Genomic DNA, 16,177 nt, shown 5'->3' with positions numbered 1-16,177 from the left:
GACTCACCCCAATAGCTAACGACTATCTTCATCTTGAAGTATCTAGTCAACTGGAGAGTCAAGGGGTTATTGGCAGAATTTTTATGAGTGCGGGGTGATGTTATCCACAGATGGATGCACCTACCCATACTTTATCAAGTAAGGCAGCAGGTAGGAGTTCCGCTTTGTTGAGTGCGGGTTTGTTTGACAAACTTACTTTTATAAGTAATTAGGCTGCGATATTTAAGCAAGTTCTGAAAGATGGCGATTGGGTTAGTGGTTAGGTTGACTTACCACTTTGATATTCTGCCATTTGCTGACGGATAGCCGCTTGAATTTTGCTGTCAAAGTCTGGGTCGTTGATTGTTGTGATCACAGGACGTGAACGTTCTCTACGCCTTGCCAAATAAGCTTGGAACGCAGCATCGTCATCTCGATGAGTCAGAAAATAACGCCTTAATTCTTGATAGGACATCGCTGCATAATCAACTGAACTCATCACAGCACCTCCCCATTCGGAGTAACTTCAAACTCGATTTCTTCGTTTTGCCCTGCCAAGACATACAAATTCTGGGTTCGACCATCGATACAAACCAGATGAATCGGCTGCAACATTCTATATGTTAAATGGTAACAAATTCGATACAGGCACTCCAACTGACTGTTAGTAGGCATCACACCCAACTAGGTACATAATTTTTCTTGATAATACTTCTTTGCGGAAACCATACGAGAATTTTCGGCAAGGAAACGGCAGGTGTCATCATAACCGTGACAGTTAATGAACTTACTCGGCAATTGGTACGCCAAAGACTAATTCCAATCTTGTTCTTCTTTCTTACCGCGACTTTTGTAAATCCCCCCTACGTCGTGGATTTGGCGGGTTTTAGCGAAAAGTTCTGATTCGGTTAACCCCCACTGTTGCAAAACTTTATCTAGGTCTTTTTGAATGTCCCGTGCGCCAGGGAAGCCTTGATAACGGATGCGTAAACGGGCTAATTCTGCCAAATGGTAGTCTGTTGCTTCTTGAGCGAGTAAAATATCAATAAGGGGGCGATCGCGGTTGTAAAGTGGATGTTGTTGGTCTTTACTTCCGTGCTGTTCTGCCATAGTTTATACCTTTAGTCAGATTCTTAATTCATTCTGAGTCTAGAGTTGAGATTCCACCCAACGCCAGATAATAAAAGATGAGGGCAAACACACCTTTACGCTTACGGCTCTCACCACTGCCAGTCAATCATAAATAAAGATACATTGTCTTTAAGAAAATACTAAAAGTTTTAACGAGGGTGAACCTCAAATCACCCCCAGTCCAAGCAGCAAGGGAGCAAGAACCCGCTATGTTTGAACACTTCACTTCCGAAGCCATTAAAGTCATTATGTTAGCTCAGGAGGAAGCACGTCGTCTGGGACACAACTTCGTAGGAACTGAACAAATTCTCCTGGGTTTAATCGGAGAAGGAACGGGAGTTGCTGCCAAAGTGCTGAGTGAGTTGGGCGTTACCCTCAAAGAAGCACGACGGGAAGTTGAAAAAATTATTGGTAGAGGTTCTGGCTTTGTACCGCCAGAAATTCCTTTTACACCAAAAGTCAAAAACCTCTTCGAGCAATCGTTTAAAGAAGCTCATAGTCTAGGACATAACTACATCAACACTGAACACTTACTTTTGGGTTTAACAGAAGCTGGTGAAGGTGTGGCGGCGAAAGTATTGCAAAATCTGGGGGTTGAACTCAGACTCATCCGCACTACTGTCTTACGTCGTTTGGGTGAAGACCCCAATGTGGCTGTAGGTGGTAGTAGTCCCCGCCGCAACCAACAAGCACTCACCTTAGAAGAGTTCGGCAGAAATCTCAGCAAACTCGCCCAAGAAGGCAAGCTAGACCCTGTAGTTGGTCGGGAAAAAGAAATTGAGCGTGCCATTCAAATTCTCGGTCGCCGCACGAAAAATAATCCTGTGTTGATTGGTGAACCAGGAGTTGGCAAAACTGCGATCGCAGAAGGTTTAGCACAACGTATTGTTAACCAAGATGTTCCTGATTTGTTGTTGAATAAACAAGTCATTAGCCTTGATATGGGCTTATTGGTCGCAGGAACTCGCTTCCGTGGTGATTTTGAAGAACGCCTGAAGAAAATCATGGACGAAATCCGCTCTGTCGGTAACATCGTCCTAGTAATTGATGAAATTCATACCCTTGTGGGTGCTGGTGGCACAGAAGGCGGCTTAGATGCAGCCAACATTCTCAAACCAGCTTTAGCACGCGGTGAACTCCAATGTATCGGCGCAACCACCCTGGATGAATATCGCAAGCACATCGAACGCGATGCCGCTTTAGAACGCCGTTTCCAACCGATTTTGGTCGGTGAACCTTCTGTGGAAGAAACCATCCAAATTCTTTACGGTTTGCGCGGTGCTTACGAACAACATCACAAAGTCGAAATTTCCGATGCGGCTGTGTTAGCAGCAGCGCAGTTGTCAGATCGTTATATTAGCGATCGCTTCTTGCCCGATAAAGCCATAGACTTAATTGACGAAGCTGGTTCCCGTGTCCGGTTACGGAACTCCCAAATTTCCGCCAACAAAGAACTCAAGCGTCAACTAACCAGTGTCACCAAAGCAAAACATGAAGCCGTCAGAGTTCAAGACTTTGACAAAGCCGGCGAACTGCGCGACCAAGAATTAGAACTGGAAGCGCAAATTCACCAAGAACAAAATATTCCTCAGCCCATTGTTGACGAAGAAGACATTGCTCAAATCGTCGCCTCTTGGACTGGTGTCCCAGTTAACAAACTCACCGAATCTGAGTCAGAATTGCTGTTACACCTGGAAGACACCCTGCATCAACGCTTAATCGGTCAAGAACAAGCAGTTACCTCTGTATCTCGCGCTATCCGTCGGGCTAGAGTCGGGTTAAAAAATCCCAACCGTCCCATTGCCAGCTTTATCTTCTCCGGCCCCACAGGCGTTGGTAAAACAGAATTAGCCAAAGCCTTAGCATCGTACTTCTTCGGTGCAGAAGAAGCAATGATTCGCTTAGATATGTCCGAATTTATGGAAAGCCATACCGTATCTAAGCTAATTGGTTCGCCTCCAGGTTACGTCGGCTACGATGAAGGTGGACAACTGACCGAAGCTGTGCGGCGCAAACCTTACACAGTGCTGCTGTTTGACGAAATCGAAAAAGCGCACCCCGATGTCTTCAACATGCTGCTGCAAATCTTAGATGACGGTCATCTAACTGATGCCAAAGGTCGGAAAGTTGACTTCAAGAACACTTTGATCATTCTGACTTCTAACATCGGTTCTAAGGTGATTGAAAAAGGTGGCGGTGGTTTAGGTTTTGAATTTGATAATCAAGCCGAAGCCAGCTATCACCGCATTCGTAACTTAGTCAATGAGGAACTCAAAACTTACTTCCGTCCAGAATTCCTCAACCGAGTTGATGAAATTATTGTCTTCACTCAACTGGGTAAAGATGAAGTCAAGCAAATTGCTGAGATTATGCTGCGCGAAGTTGCTAATCGCTTGACAGAAAAAGGTATCACTTTGCAAGTGACAGAAGCATTTAAAGAATTGGTTGTTAATGAAGGTTATAACCCCAGCTATGGTGCTAGACCTTTACGCAGGGCAATTATGCGCCTGTTAGAAGATTCTTTGGCTGAAGCACTACTAGCTGGCGAAATCAGTAATGGCGACACAGCGATTGTCGATGTTGATGATGACGGCCAAGTGAAAGTCCGTAAATCAGATACACGGGAGTTACTTTTGGCAAACGCTCGCTAATATTCCTCATCTAATAATTTGACACTCAAAAATCCCTTGGGAATCAACCAGGGGATTTTTGCTATTGATACTAACTGAGTCAGAATTAAAAGTAATACTCCAGATTCTCGTAGTGAGTATTGCCATAGTATATGCTAAGATACAGCCGAAATTACGTTTAATTTACCTAGTTGTGTGTATAACATCATTCCGCATAAACCATAGCTTTTGAATTGTGTTTTGATACATTCAGAATAATTTGCCACTATTTTTAGCTCAGGGCGTTTTATTCAATATCATAAAACTGGCATATTCTGAGATTCTCAAGCCAAGATTTTGTGTATAAATTGAAATTATAACATTCGTAAGAATTCAGGATTCAGAATCCAGGAGTCAGTCAGAATGTTGCCAGATTAAGTAAAATTATTCTAGGCCAATCGATGAATCATTCTGAATTACGTTTAAATTGTGACTCCTGAGTGCTGACTTTTTAGTACCATTCTTTTTTAAAAAGCTAAAAATATCAAGGATACGTGATAGTTAATACAGTTTTAATACATGGTTTTACAGAATTGGAGACGTAAGCGTGGTGTTGCACTTACTACTAGAGGTTTACAAAAACTTCAGGAGGCAAAACGTAAGTCAGAAGCACAAGAAAATTTTGGCAATAGCTATACATTAGAAGATATCAGCGCACTTTCAGGTTTGCATCCTAGTACGATATCCAAAGTACTAAATCGAGAAGGTGGAGTTGATAAAAAAACTCTGGAAAAGCTATTTTTAGTTTTTAATATCAAAATCAATGAAAGTGATTATTTAAGCTCCAATACTCGGTTAGATTGGGGAGATGCGAGTTTTTTACCAGTTTTTTATGGGCGGAAAGAAGAACTGGCGGCCTTAGAACAATGGATTTTAGATGAACATTGCCAATTTATCGCCTTGTTAGGTATGGGTGGTATTGGTAAAACGGCGCTGGCTGTAAAATTAGCGCAACAGATTCAGGAAGATTTTGAATATGTAATTTGGCGATCGCTCCGTGAAGCTCCACCTGTAAAAGCTATCATCAATCAATTACTGCAATTTTTATCGGATGAGCAAGAAACAGAAGCGAATTTACCAGAAAGTTTAAGCGATCGCATTTCCAGATTAATTGATTATCTGCGAAATCATCGCTGTCTAGTAATTCTGGACAATGCCGAATCAATATTACGTTATGGGAGCCGAGCCGGCAAATATCGAGAAGGATATGAAGGTTATGGTGAGTTGTTTAAACGTTTAGGAGAAGCTACTCACCAAAGTTGTTTAATCTTAACCAGTCGGGAAAAACCCCAAGAAATCGCATTATTAGAAGGTGAAGCCTTACCAGTCCGTTCCTTACAACTTAGTGGTTTGAAGGTAGTTGAAGGACAGGAAATTTTAAAAGTCAAAGGGTTATCGGCCGCCGAAGAAGAATGGAAAGCCATGATTGAATCCTATGGTGGTAATCCCTTGGCTTTGAAAATAGTCGCTACAACCATTGAAGATGTGTTTGCTGGTAATATCAGCGAGTTTTTACAACAAAATACAGTGGTTTTTGGCGATATTCGAGATATTTTAGACCAGCAATTTGATCGGTTGTCAGATTTAGAAAAAGAGATTATGTACTGGTTAGCAATTAATCGTGAACCAGTGACACTCTCAGACTTGCGAGAAGATATTGTCTCACCAGTGCCACCACAAAAATTGCTAGAGGCTGTAGAATCCTTGGTGAGGCGATCGCTAGTAGAAAAAAGCACAGCCACTTTTACCTTACAACCTGTGGTTATGGAATATGTGACTCAGGTGTTAATAGAACAAGTTTGCGAAGAAATTGTCACTGATCATATTCAACTTTTGAGATGCCATGCTTTAATCAAAGCCAGTGCAAAAGACTACATCCGAGAAACTCAAATTCGCCTGGTTCTCAAACCAGTCATTGATGCTTTACTGACGGCATTAAGAAGCAAAAAAAGTATTGAAAACCAATTAACTCAAATTTTAGCCAGACTCCGAGAAGAATCACCACAGGAACCAGGTTATACAGGTGGAAACATTCTCAATTTGCTGTGTAAATTACAGACAGATTTAACTGGTTTTGATTTCTCTCAATTAACGCTCTGGCAAGCAGACTTGCGGAATGTAAAACTACATAATGTCAATTTTCAAAACGCTGATTTAAAGAAGTCTGTTTTTGCTGAAACCTTTGGTGGCGTTTTATCCATCGCTTTTAGCCCCAATGGCAAACTTTTAGCAATGGGTGATACCAATGGTGAAATCCGCCTATACCAAGTTACAGATTGCAATCAAGTTCTCACCTTTCAAGGTCACACTAACTGGGTACCATCACTAGCTTTTAGTCCTGATGGCAGCATCTTAGCCAGCAGTAGTAGTGATCACACAGTAAAGTTGTGGAATGCTAATACTGGTCAATGCTTGAAAACTTTACAAGAACATGAACACGAAGTTTGGGCAGTTACTTTTAGCCCAGATGGGAAAACACTAGTAACTGGTAGTAATGATCGCACTATCAAACTGTGGAATGTGAGTACTGGTGAATGTCGGCAAACATTTCATGGACATACAAGTTGGATCATTTGTGTAATTTTTACTCTGGATGGACAGAAACTTGTGAGTGGTAGTGATGACGACACAATTCGGTTGTGGGATGTCAACACTGGTGAATGTATCAAGATTTTGCGGGGACATCGTGATGGTATACGTTCTCTGACTCTCAGTCCTAATGGACAGACAATTGCCAGTAGCAGTGATGACCAGACAGTGAAGTTATGGGACATTAATACTGGTGAATGTATTAAAACCTTACAAGGGCATCATGCTGCCGTCTGGTCAGTAGCCATTCATCCCCAAGGCAATCTTATCGCTAGTGGTAGCCTTGATCACACAGTCAGATTATGGGATTTTCATACTGGTCAATGCCTGAAAATTCTCCAAGGACATTCAACTTTAGTATTTTCTGTGGTCTTTAGTCCCCAAGGCGACCTTTTGGCTAGTGGTAGTGATGACCAAATGATGAAGCTATGGGACGTTAGCACTGCTCAATGTCTGAAAACTCTCAGTGGATACACCAGTCAAGTTCTGTCAGTTGCTTACAGTCCGGACGGTCAAATGTTGGCTAGTGGCAGTGATGACCAAATGGTGAGGTTGTGGGATGTCAATACTGGTCAAGCGTTGCAAACTCTTCAGGGACATCATGCTGTCGTTCGCTCAGTGGCTTTTTGTCCCAGTGGTCAGACTTTGGCTAGTGGCAGCGATGATCACACAGTTAAGTTGTGGGATGTTAATACCTGTCAAGTTCTGCAAACTCTTTTGGGACACCCTGCTGTAGTTTGGTCAATAGCTTTTAGTCCAGATGGTCAAATGTTAGCCAGTGGCAGTAATGACCAAACCGTGAGGTTGTGGGATGTAAATACTGGACAGGCTTTACAAACTTTCGTGGGGCATCGTGCTGCTGTTCAATCAGTTGCCTTCAGTCCTCAAGGTAATCTACTAGCTAGTGGTGCTTGGGATCAGACAGTTAAGTTATGGGATGTTAACACAGGTGAGTGCAAACAAACATTAGAAGGTCATACAAATTGGGTTTGGTCGATCGCCTTCAGTCCGAATGGCGAACTGCTGGCCAGTGCTGGTTATGATGGAACAGTCCGACTGTGGAAGGTTCGTACAGGTACTTGTTTGCACACCTTCATGGTTTGTGAAAATGGTCTAGTGAAGGCAGTTATTTTTAGTCGAGATGGCAAGATTTTAGCTAGTAGCAGTCCCAATTACACAATTAAATTATGGGATGTTGACACGGGTGAATGTCAAACAACATTACATGGACATTCAGCTTGGATTTGGTCTCTCGCTTTTAGTCCAAATAATAGAATTCTTGCCAGTAGTGGTGCTGATGAAACAATTCGCCTGTGGGACATCAATACAAGCGATTGTGTAAAAACTTTGAAAGCTAAAAAATTTTATGAGGGAATGAATATTAGAGGAATTACAGGTTTAACGGCTGCGACGATTGCTACTCTAAAAAGATTAGGGGCAGTTGTGTAGCTCAAACAACTAAAACTCACGTAACTAAAATATTTAATCAAGGCTATGGTTGTCAAAAATCAGCATTTTGTGAATTATTAACTATTGACAACCTCAACTCACAATTCCACACACTACCAATCAGCCATAGGAATATCGCTGGGCAAACCATGTGCGAATTCTTCAAACATGATTTTTTCTAATTCCATGTCTGTGTCATCTAATATTCCTAAATTATTTTCGTTGATATTAATATTAGAATTTTTAATATTTAAAGTTTGGTGCTGGAGTAGTGAATCATCTTGGGTAGAAGATGGTTGTTTGAGAGTTTTGATTGGGGATGTTGCCGTTTTCATGGTCTTCTCCTTGGTAATTGCACCGAATTCTATGTTGTTAAAAATTGCTGACGAAATTTCAGTTTTGCTTTTTAAGAAGTTAGCAGTTGATTACTCAGATTGACCTGTGCTTATTTACAGTTTTAGTGGCTTTAAGACATTTTCAATCTCCTCATCTGTTATGTAAGCTTCTGGCGGTGGGCTAAAACGCAATAATGCAGCTTGATAACAAGCTTGTGCCACAAGATCGCGTTCTTGATGAGTTAGCCCTGCAATCATCGCCACCGTTTCCTTAACGTGCTGTACCTCTGTGGTGCTAATGGCACTATGTACACGTAAACAACGTGTGGCTTTGATACCTGGTGGTAGTAATGCTTCTACTTTCTGGATGTAAGCTTCTCCTATACATGTACCCAGGCGTTCGGCTGTATAGGAATAGCCTACACAATCAATTGGATCTGAATCCTCGGCGCTTTGAGCAAAGTAATCCATCAATGCTTTAGCCGCAGGCGGATAAAAGGCTTTTACAACAGCTTCAGCTTGATACCCCATTGAGCGAATATCTCGCAGTGCAAGTATGTCGTGACCTGCTTCTTCTCTGGCTTTTTGTTCTGCCCACTGTGCCAAACTCTGGCGATTGGTTGTTGCAAAACGCGATCGCGCTTTTTCCATGATTTCTGGTGTTGAATGACACAAATGGTAAAAGCCCGCAAGTCGCCATACCCAACGTGTAGGAGTTAAAGCAGGTGGTCGTCGCTCTGACTTGACGGCGTGCCAAGCAGATACTATTGCACGATCTAAAAGCTTTTGGGTTTGATTTAAGGTATCTGCATCAATTATTTCTGGAGTGAAGGAATCACTACTACCCATCGATGGCTGTTGCTCTACCAAATTAATGTCGTCTGTCTTAATCTCTACTTTATCAGGCTCAATAAATGCCAATTCCGAATCACTTAGAAATTTATTAGGCATGGTTCGTTGTATAATCTCCTATCTACCAGTATCTTGACGGCTACTTATGCTACTGCGAAAGATGTGGATTGCTTGACTATGACAAGACTTTAACGCCCCAATGATGAGACTTTTGAGGATATGTGGTTTTAACTCACTGATCAAAGTGGGTTATCAAAAAGGCTGATTTCTTCAGTTCTAAAGTCAATTTCTTAAAAATTAAGATAAGTCAAAGCTTAACTTTAAGCTCAAAATCTTGATTTTCACTGGTCAAGATGTTTCAGTCTTGGCAATATCTTAATTAGCCTTCATACACATTAAAAAATAATGGATAGAACAGCTGCGCTTGGATTTTCTAGTTTTCCAACTCCCAGTAAAAAACAAGTAGTCAAGCAAATAACTGTGGACTTGACTCCAGACGAAGCTCAAACGCTAGAGAAATATTGTGGGCAGACAGGCCAAGCAATCTCGAATGTGATTGAGGAACTCATTCGAGGCTTACCAGTGAGCTAAGTGTTTCATTACAACTCTAGAAAGTTAGAGTTGAAAAAATTATCAATACAATGGTTTTAAACACAGACCAAGCTTGAATCCTACTCAGACCGCGTAGTAGCTAATCCGCGAATCAGTTCTCTGATGACATCTGTTGCTGGTCTTCCTGTCTGGTCACAATACTTTTCCAAGTTCTTCGCTTCGTTTAATGCCAGGTTGATGGTTATTCGCTTGACCGCCCATTTTTTATTCATGCTATCAGTCTGGTTGTATTAGATAAAACTACGAAAATTTTCATTTATTTAGAACATTCTCTTGTCTTGACTATGCGTTTCGGCGTAATTAGACAGAGATTTTTTATCTGTTTGAAAGTAGTTAAGAAAAGCTTTTGTCCGCTTTCATTAGCTATCTTCAGAAAAGATAAACAAGCTTATTTGCATTGCTATGAGTCTTAGTGTATAACCTGCTCATAACTTTTTTGTTTTCCTGGTATTGAGGCCAAGTAATAAATTTCTTATTGAGAATATTACCATCCAAGTCAACTATCAGCCAAATATGATGTCATCACAAGTTATTTAGTAATTCAGCAAAAAAATACACCCTCTTCTGGCTGTGTTGTAAATTTAAAATGGCAAAATCAGCCATAAATAAAGATATAATTGCAAAATTAAGGTTTGAAAGAGCAAAATTATTTACTGATGAGTCTTTAATCCCTCAGAATATCTGATACGTCTATTTATGTTTCGGTAGGGAGTTAGGCATTAAATAACTTAGTTAAGTTTTTTCAATGGAAAATAAATATTATATTAAATAATTTGATAAAATATCCCTGGTACAAATACCAGGGATATTTTTAATCATTAATTAATACAAACAGAACAAGCGTTGCGTAAAGATTAAGCTTCCAGATCGATAAGCGAAGATAAATTTGTTACATTTGCATCTAAAAAAATCCCAAATAATACTAAGATAACCAGCAGAAAGAACTTGGGAATGTTTTGGATGATGTTTGAGTAATGCTTAATTGTTGCTTTTTAAAACTCCTATTTCCTGTTGCATTGGTAAAACATCCAAAATATCAGTTTGGGAGCAATATTTCAGGTCTTCATGACATTCAAGGCGTAATAATCGTTTGCCGTGACTAGCATGATGAAATAATCCCAACAAGTTATCTTGCCACTGAGTATAAAGAGCGATCGCACCAATCAATTCATCATTACCGGCTAATTGATCTGGAGACACCTGAGTTTTTTCGAGAATGCTATGAGCGATCGCGCCTGCACAAACTGTATCTTCTAAAGCAAAACTTCCTTCCCAACCCGAACCAACAATCCAGACTGTTTCGGGCTGTTTTTCTAACAGAAAATCTACTATAGCAGCGCGGTTAATTAAAGCGGCTGCTAGTACAGATGGAGAGTTTTGGATTCGTTGTAAAGCACGAGTACCGTTAGTAGTACTGATAAACAAGCGGCGACCATGCACTAGCTCTGGTGTGCAGTCTAGGGGAGAGTTACCGAGTTCAAAGCCAGTGACTTTAGCTCCGCCACGTTCTCCGGCTCTTAAGCGTTTCTCTACTGGCCATTGTTCGCTAACTTCAATGAGCTTTTCTAAATCACTAAAGACTTGTACTGCTTCACCGCCAGCCGCTAAGACTGTGGCAATTGTACTAGTGGCTCGCAAGACATCAACTGCGATCGCGCAGTCTGGAATTTCATCTTTAGGAGTTAATTCCGGAGTGTGGTATAAGAATAACTTCACGCGCTGGATACACCTGCTCTAAATATTATTATCGACATACATTCTAATTTGTGTTAACAGCCATAATGACAATTTAAGCAATAGGAATTTTTCGGGGTTATGGCAAGACATTGGCCAATGAGGGCAAATATCCTTGACTTTAACTGTTATTTAACTGTTGTTTAAGATGGCGAATAGCCGCACTAGTGTTACGTTGATAAGCAATTTGTACACACTGAGCAATCACACTGTGCATATCCAACCCTGGAAAATAGCGACTCTGGGTTTGCAGTTGGTAAATACTTCCCTGTAATTGGTAAATTAATAACTGCTGTTTTTTAAATAGCCAAATTTCTGGCACACGATAAGGCAGATAATCTTCCACATCGGAATAACTAGTGACATCAATTTCAATTACCAAATCAGGCGGGGGATCTTGTCGCCAGTCAATTCGTTTTTTACCGGAAACAGCTTGCCAATTATCAATGTAAAAACAATAGTCAGGCTCAATACCGCTTTCTTCGGGTAGCGTCATTGTCACAGGGGTAAACGCATCATATTCCCTGCCATCATGATCTAAAAGTGTGACAACAATATTGGCAATCAAATGAGCATCTCGTCCATGTACAGGCAAAGGTGACATTAGTAATACTTCTCCATCACGATATTTAATGCGGGGAATTGAGCCATCTCCCCGTTGTTCACAAAGGCGCTGATACTCTTGCCAAGTAGCAGGTAGGCGCACCACAGAACCAGCAGGTAATTGAATTTTGTCAATTGAGACGAGGGCATACATAATTGCAGATCCTTTGAGTGGTATTGAAGGACAATGATTATGAAGATTTGCGATGGTATTTTCAGAGGTGCGATCGCTTGATTGATTTAATGGAATCAGGTATCTAAAAAACAAGGGATTTATAATAACTCTACCTTGGTCAATCAAGAGGGGAATTTTGCATCAAATCTGCCAATGTAAACTCTAGGATCTAAAATCGACATGGCACCTTTACCCGATTACCGTCCAAAACAACTGTCTGTAGGCCCTTTGGAAGCAGAAATTTTAAATATTGTCTGGGAACTTGGTTCCGCGACAGTTAAAGATGTACACGATCGCATTTTGGCTGATCCTAACCGAGAATTGGCTTATACTTCTGTCACCACAGTGCTGCGTCGGCTCACCGAAAAAGGCTGGCTGGCCTGCGATAAACAAGGAAGAGCTTTTTATTGGCGACCATTGCTGAGTAAACAACAGGCGCAGGTGATTAAAGCTCATGATCAACTACAACGCTTTCTCGCAGTGGGTAATCCCGATGTGATTGCGGCCTTTGCTGATAGTCTGGATGAAACAGCCCAAGCACAGATAGAAGCAATAGCCAAGCGGATTCAAGCTGCACGCCAAGCCAGGGAGGAACAATAATGCACCTAATCATGATTTTGACGGCTGTAGCAGTTTCTTGGATATTAAGATGTTCTTGGGTGAATAGTCCGGGTAATTGGAATCTACGCTGGCGGAAAGCTTTATTTATCTTTTTGTTTCCGCCTTTGTTGATATTTATGACTGCGATCGCCCTGCTGTGTATGGGGCCGCAAGGTAAAATGGGCGGAGTCTACACAGGCTGGTTGAGCTACGATTTAGCGTTTGTCATTCTCGGCTATTTTGCTTTTTTGTGCATAAAACTCACTATCCAAGGTTGGCAATCTGTAGAATCTGCCCGTCATGCTCCCTTGATTAATCTTGATGGTAAATCAGCTAGGCTAATCAATACACCAACATTGTTTGCTGGTCAAATTGGTTTTTGGCAACCAGAACTAGTAGTTAGCCAAGGATTACTCCAGAATCTTTCACCTGCTCATGTCGAAAGTGTCTTAGCCCATGAGCAAGGACATCATTATTACCGCGATACATTTTGGTTTTTCTGGCTGGGGTGGGTGCGTGCTTGCACCACTTGGCTACCGAATACAGATGCGTTGTGGCAAGAATTATTAGTGTTGCGCGAACTACGTGCGGATAGTTACGCTGCTTCCCAAGTTGATCCACTGCTGTTAGCAGAATCGTTAGTGTTAGTTGTCAGCCAAACTTCTGTGTTACCGGAATCTGCGGTGTGCTGTGCGGCTTTGGGTAGTAGTTTAGGCGATCGCTTGGAACAAAGAATTGATGCTTTACTTGCACCACCAGAACCCAAATTAGCGATGAACTGGCAGTCTTGGCAAGGCTTTATCTTAGCGTTTATCCCGTTATTTACTGTCTTATTTCATACATAAAGCATAAAGTTGCTTTCAGAAATAATTTTCCTATTCTCAACCCCAGTAGAGACGTTGTATACAACGTCTCTACAAATTTGAATATAAAGCGTTTAACACTGTCACCTGTCACCTGTTACCTCTCACCTGTCCTCTGCTATATATACAGAATTTTTTATCGATAATTTTTTGTAACCCTTACACTGTGAAGGTTTTACGTCTTCTGTATCTGCTGAAAGACCCACTATTTCAAACTTGGGGAGGATGTAAGTGATACTCTAGTTTTATAGTGTCTTAAGTAGTGTTGCGTAAAAAAGGAACATATACTCATGCTTATATTAATGCAGGCAGCAGATTCAGTAGCAACAGGCGGAGGTCATTTCCCCTTTGCTTTTACATTGGTTTATGTAGTTGGGTTTATTGCTGCTGTCACCATTGGTTCTATTGCTTGGTACAACTCTAAACGCCCAGTTGGTTGGGAAAGTAAAGAACGCCCCGACTTTGTACCCAAAGTAGAAAAAGAAGAAACTCCCGGTATTGGTGAACCAAAAGCATAATTGGTCAATAGTCAACAGTCAATGGTCAATGATCAAAGTTTTAGATTGCAAAATCTGGACTTTTGACTTTTGCCTTTGGACTCTTGACTATAGACATTACACCATTAATTCTGTACCTCGACCCAACGACGATAAAGCGTTTGAATTTGTTTAAGCAACGCATTATGAACTGGTTGTTGGTTAGAATCTTGTTCAGCTAAGTCCTGAATTTGTGTCAGGAGTCGGGCTTCTTCGGTTGCGACTTCGCCATCGCTATAAATTAAGCCGCTAATAGCTTCAATCAAACTTTCGCAATCTTCCAAGCTTGGGCGATCGCCTAAATATTCTTTCACCCAAGCGTAACATTCTTTGGGTTGCACGGGTACTAATTCGTACAACCAAGGCTTAATTTCTGGATCGGTAGCCAAACCTTTAGCTTGAGCAATTTCGCGGAGATACTGTCGTTCCTCTGGTTGAATTATCCCATCAATCCAAGCTGCTCCAATCAAGATTTTAACTAAGTTCTTTACATTGGAATCAGTAACCATTGCTGCCTCCTGTGGGAGATTGGGGCTTCCATCAAATGGTACAATCCCTGGCAGTAATCACCCTGAATCATTAGTTTTTCTTAAGCGCACCATAAAAAAGCCGTCCATATCCCAACGGTGCGGCCAGACTTTCAGCCAGCCTTGGGGTGTGGAATAAATAGAGTAGGGTGAACTGGGTGCGAGAGGCTCAATTTGCCATTGCGGATTTTCTGCTAAAAATTCCGAAATTACCGCTTCATTTTCGGCTGGATGCAGTGTACAAGTTGCATAAACCAGCACGCCACCGTTTTTGACAAAATTTGATGTGTGGGACAGTAATTGCTTTTGTAGCTGTGAAAGTTCTTGGATAGATTCTGGTGTTTGTCGCCAACGTGCATCGGCGTGGCGGTGTAAAGTTCCTAAACCAGAACATGGGGCATCTAACAACAGGCGATCGCCAATATTATAAAATTGCGGCAAGTTACGACTGTCGCCAGTACAAATTTCAATTGATTGCAAATTGAGCCGCCGCGCATTTTCTTGGAGTTTTCGCAATCGGGAATCAGTGCGATCGCAAGCCCAAATTTTACCTTGATCCTGCATCAACTCTGCAATGTGAGTTGTTTTCCCTCCAGGGGCGGCACAAGTATCAATTACCACCTCATCCGGTTGAGGGTCAAGTAAATGGCTCACCAGTTGGGCGCTTGCATCCTGCACAACCCACCAACCTTCAGTAAACCCTGGTAAATTTTGTATCGCCCCGGTACTGCTAATTAACCTTAAAGCTTGGGGTAAATTGGGGATTTTTTGAGCTAAAACTCCCGCCGATTCTAAGGCTGTGGCTACTTGTTCTAAATTAGTGCGGAGTGGGTTGATGCGTAAATCGATTGTCGGTGTTTGGTTCATCCATTCACAGAGTTTTTCGGTTTCTGCAACACCAATTTGGTCTAACCAAACTTGAATTATCCAGTCGGGTAAACTATGCAAAATCCCCAAACGTTCTACGGGGTTATCTGGTAACTGCAAAGGTTCGGGGGATTTTTCGGCAAGACGGATGTACTGGCGTAACAAACCATTCACAAAACCCGTGAGTCCCGAAAAACCATTTTCCTTAGCAAGTTCCACCGTTGTATTTACTGCTGCTGAAGGAGGAATGCGTTCTTGGTAGCGGAGTTGATAAAAACCAAGATGCAGAATGGTACGCAGTTCTGGTGGTTGTTGATGAGCTTTTTTCGTGGCGAGTTGGTCAATTAAAGCATCAAGAGTGCGTAATCTGCGGACACTGCCATAAACTAATTCTGTCGCTAGACGGCGATCGCTATCTGGCAATTTAAATTTTCGCAACACTCTATCTAAGGCAACATCAGCATAAGCCCCTTTGTGAACATCTCGCAAAGCCACAAAAGCTATTTGGCGGGGGTTAGTCATAAGTTTTCATCTACCCCCGTTGACTTGGCAGGGCTGTATTATTCTATCAGCATGGTACACACAAGTAGAATTACCCTTCTTGATCCCGGATTTCTCGCAAGTGAGAAATCCGGGAATAAACCAATTAGTTCCGC

16 protein-coding genes are annotated in these 16,177 nt (G+C 41.7%); 6 read left to right on the top strand and 10 right to left on the bottom strand.

Annotation, left to right across the window (positions count from 1 at the left end):
• Window positions 1–259: 259 nt before the first annotated feature.
• The 3 genes from H6G75_RS04030 to H6G75_RS04025 all read right to left on the bottom strand — a co-directional run bounded on the left by H6G75_RS04030 (window position 260) and on the right by H6G75_RS04025 (window position 1,089).
• Entirely contained in the window at window positions 260–478 is a 219-nt protein-coding gene (locus H6G75_RS04030) for a DUF6887 family protein (protein ID WP_190978692.1), read from the bottom strand.
• On the bottom strand, window positions 478–654 hold the full coding sequence (locus H6G75_RS33900) for a DUF6888 family protein (RefSeq protein WP_397331372.1): 177 nt from the start codon (window positions 652–654) through the stop codon (window positions 478–480). The genes H6G75_RS04030 and H6G75_RS33900 overlap by 1 nt, the downstream gene beginning before the upstream one ends.
• A 138-nt stretch (window positions 655–792) precedes the next feature.
• The gene (locus tag H6G75_RS04025) at window positions 793–1,089 is read right to left on the bottom strand and encodes a DUF3288 family protein (RefSeq protein WP_062288320.1); all 297 of its coding nucleotides are present in this window, start codon (window positions 1,087–1,089) and stop codon (window positions 793–795) included.
• A 230-nt stretch (window positions 1,090–1,319) separates the two neighbouring features.
• Here H6G75_RS04025 and H6G75_RS04020 point away from each other — a divergent pair, with 230 nt between their 5' ends.
• On the top strand, window positions 1,320–3,761 hold the full coding sequence (locus tag H6G75_RS04020) for an ATP-dependent Clp protease ATP-binding subunit (protein WP_190978842.1): 2,442 nt from the start codon (window positions 1,320–1,322) through the stop codon (window positions 3,759–3,761).
• A 537-nt stretch (window positions 3,762–4,298) separates the two neighbouring features.
• Window positions 4,299–7,817, top strand: a complete 3,519-nt coding sequence (locus tag H6G75_RS04015; protein ID WP_190978691.1) for an NB-ARC domain-containing protein — start codon at window positions 4,299–4,301, stop codon at window positions 7,815–7,817.
• A gap of 113 nt (window positions 7,818–7,930) precedes the next feature.
• Here the strand turns inward: H6G75_RS04015 and H6G75_RS04010 are convergent, their stop codons facing one another.
• On the bottom strand, window positions 7,931–8,152 hold the full coding sequence (locus H6G75_RS04010) for a hypothetical protein (RefSeq protein ID WP_190978690.1): 222 nt from the start codon (window positions 8,150–8,152) through the stop codon (window positions 7,931–7,933).
• Window positions 8,153–8,266: 114 nt separating this feature from the next.
• Window positions 8,267–9,103: a hypothetical protein gene (locus H6G75_RS04005; RefSeq protein ID WP_190978689.1), complete on the bottom strand. Its 837-nt coding sequence runs from the start codon at window positions 9,101–9,103 to the stop codon at window positions 8,267–8,269.
• A 306-nt stretch (window positions 9,104–9,409) separates the two neighbouring features.
• Between H6G75_RS04005 and H6G75_RS04000 the strand changes: the two genes are divergently transcribed.
• Complete coding sequence (locus H6G75_RS04000) at window positions 9,410–9,595, top strand: CopG family transcriptional regulator (RefSeq protein ID WP_190978688.1); 186 nt, start codon at window positions 9,410–9,412, stop codon at window positions 9,593–9,595.
• An 80-nt stretch (window positions 9,596–9,675) separates the two neighbouring features.
• On the opposite strand, the gene H6G75_RS32860 is transcribed toward H6G75_RS04000, so the two are convergent.
• The 3 genes from H6G75_RS32860 to H6G75_RS03990 form a co-directional block, all read right to left on the bottom strand.
• Window positions 9,676–9,828, bottom strand: coding sequence for a CopG family transcriptional regulator (locus tag H6G75_RS32860; RefSeq protein WP_062289322.1), 153 nt, complete (start codon window positions 9,826–9,828; stop codon window positions 9,676–9,678).
• A 766-nt stretch (window positions 9,829–10,594) separates the two neighbouring features.
• Window positions 10,595–11,332: a 2-phosphosulfolactate phosphatase family protein gene (locus H6G75_RS03995; RefSeq protein WP_190587993.1), complete on the bottom strand. Its 738-nt coding sequence runs from the start codon at window positions 11,330–11,332 to the stop codon at window positions 10,595–10,597.
• A gap of 139 nt (window positions 11,333–11,471) precedes the next feature.
• The gene (locus tag H6G75_RS03990) at window positions 11,472–12,107 is read right to left on the bottom strand and encodes a Uma2 family endonuclease (RefSeq protein WP_190978687.1); all 636 of its coding nucleotides are present in this window, start codon (window positions 12,105–12,107) and stop codon (window positions 11,472–11,474) included.
• A 201-nt stretch (window positions 12,108–12,308) separates the two neighbouring features.
• Between H6G75_RS03990 and H6G75_RS03985 the strand changes: the two genes are divergently transcribed.
• The 3 genes from H6G75_RS03985 to psb35 all read left to right on the top strand — a co-directional run bounded on the left by H6G75_RS03985 (window position 12,309) and on the right by psb35 (window position 14,109).
• Window positions 12,309–12,728: a BlaI/MecI/CopY family transcriptional regulator gene (locus H6G75_RS03985; protein WP_062289328.1), complete on the top strand. Its 420-nt coding sequence runs from the start codon at window positions 12,309–12,311 to the stop codon at window positions 12,726–12,728.
• Window positions 12,728–13,573, top strand: a complete 846-nt coding sequence (locus H6G75_RS03980; protein ID WP_190978686.1) for a M56 family metallopeptidase — start codon at window positions 12,728–12,730, stop codon at window positions 13,571–13,573. The genes H6G75_RS03985 and H6G75_RS03980 overlap by 1 nt, the downstream gene beginning before the upstream one ends.
• 308 nt (window positions 13,574–13,881) lie before the next feature.
• Window positions 13,882–14,109: a photosystem II assembly protein Psb35 gene (gene psb35 / locus H6G75_RS03975; RefSeq protein ID WP_190978685.1), complete on the top strand. Its 228-nt coding sequence runs from the start codon at window positions 13,882–13,884 to the stop codon at window positions 14,107–14,109.
• A 104-nt stretch (window positions 14,110–14,213) separates the two neighbouring features.
• Here psb35 and H6G75_RS03970 read toward each other — a convergent pair whose 3' ends face one another.
• Window positions 14,214–14,636, bottom strand: a complete 423-nt coding sequence (locus tag H6G75_RS03970; protein ID WP_190978684.1) for a TerB family tellurite resistance protein — start codon at window positions 14,634–14,636, stop codon at window positions 14,214–14,216.
• Window positions 14,637–14,693: 57 nt separating this feature from the next.
• Window positions 14,694–16,043, bottom strand: a complete 1,350-nt coding sequence (locus H6G75_RS03965) for a 16S rRNA (cytosine(967)-C(5))-methyltransferase (protein ID WP_190978683.1) — start codon at window positions 16,041–16,043, stop codon at window positions 14,694–14,696.
• Between the last annotated feature and the right edge of the window lie 134 nt (window positions 16,044–16,177).

It is taken from the genome of Nostoc sp. FACHB-280, from assembly GCF_014697615.1.
Classification (GTDB): Bacteria; Cyanobacteriota; Cyanobacteriia; order Cyanobacteriales; family Nostocaceae; genus Nostoc_B.
Note: the sequence above shows the minus strand (reverse complement) of the source record. Positions and strands in the feature narration are given on the sequence as shown.

Coding starts and splice junctions, on each gene's coding strand:
- H6G75_RS03965 (WP_190978683.1), bottom strand. CDS start 16,043: ATGACTAACCCCCGCCAAATAGCTTTTGTGGCTTTGCGAGATGTTCAC.
- psb35 (WP_190978685.1), top strand. CDS start 13,882: ATGCTTATATTAATGCAGGCAGCAGATTCAGTAGCAACAGGCGGAGGT.
- H6G75_RS04030 (WP_190978692.1), bottom strand. CDS start 478: ATGAGTTCAGTTGATTATGCAGCGATGTCCTATCAAGAATTAAGGCGT.
- H6G75_RS03985 (WP_062289328.1), top strand. CDS start 12,309: ATGGCACCTTTACCCGATTACCGTCCAAAACAACTGTCTGTAGGCCCT.
- H6G75_RS03970 (WP_190978684.1), bottom strand. CDS start 14,636: ATGGTTACTGATTCCAATGTAAAGAACTTAGTTAAAATCTTGATTGGA.
- H6G75_RS04010 (WP_190978690.1), bottom strand. CDS start 8,152: ATGAAAACGGCAACATCCCCAATCAAAACTCTCAAACAACCATCTTCT.
- H6G75_RS04015 (WP_190978691.1), top strand. CDS start 4,299: ATGGTTTTACAGAATTGGAGACGTAAGCGTGGTGTTGCACTTACTACT.
- H6G75_RS32860 (WP_062289322.1), bottom strand. CDS start 9,828: ATGAATAAAAAATGGGCGGTCAAGCGAATAACCATCAACCTGGCATTA.
- H6G75_RS03990 (WP_190978687.1), bottom strand. CDS start 12,107: ATGTATGCCCTCGTCTCAATTGACAAAATTCAATTACCTGCTGGTTCT.
- H6G75_RS04005 (WP_190978689.1), bottom strand. CDS start 9,103: ATGCCTAATAAATTTCTAAGTGATTCGGAATTGGCATTTATTGAGCCT.
- H6G75_RS04025 (WP_062288320.1), bottom strand. CDS start 1,089: ATGGCAGAACAGCACGGAAGTAAAGACCAACAACATCCACTTTACAAC.
- H6G75_RS33900 (WP_397331372.1), bottom strand. CDS start 654: ATGCCTACTAACAGTCAGTTGGAGTGCCTGTATCGAATTTGTTACCAT.
- H6G75_RS04000 (WP_190978688.1), top strand. CDS start 9,410: ATGGATAGAACAGCTGCGCTTGGATTTTCTAGTTTTCCAACTCCCAGT.
- H6G75_RS04020 (WP_190978842.1), top strand. CDS start 1,320: ATGTTTGAACACTTCACTTCCGAAGCCATTAAAGTCATTATGTTAGCT.
- H6G75_RS03980 (WP_190978686.1), top strand. CDS start 12,728: ATGCACCTAATCATGATTTTGACGGCTGTAGCAGTTTCTTGGATATTA.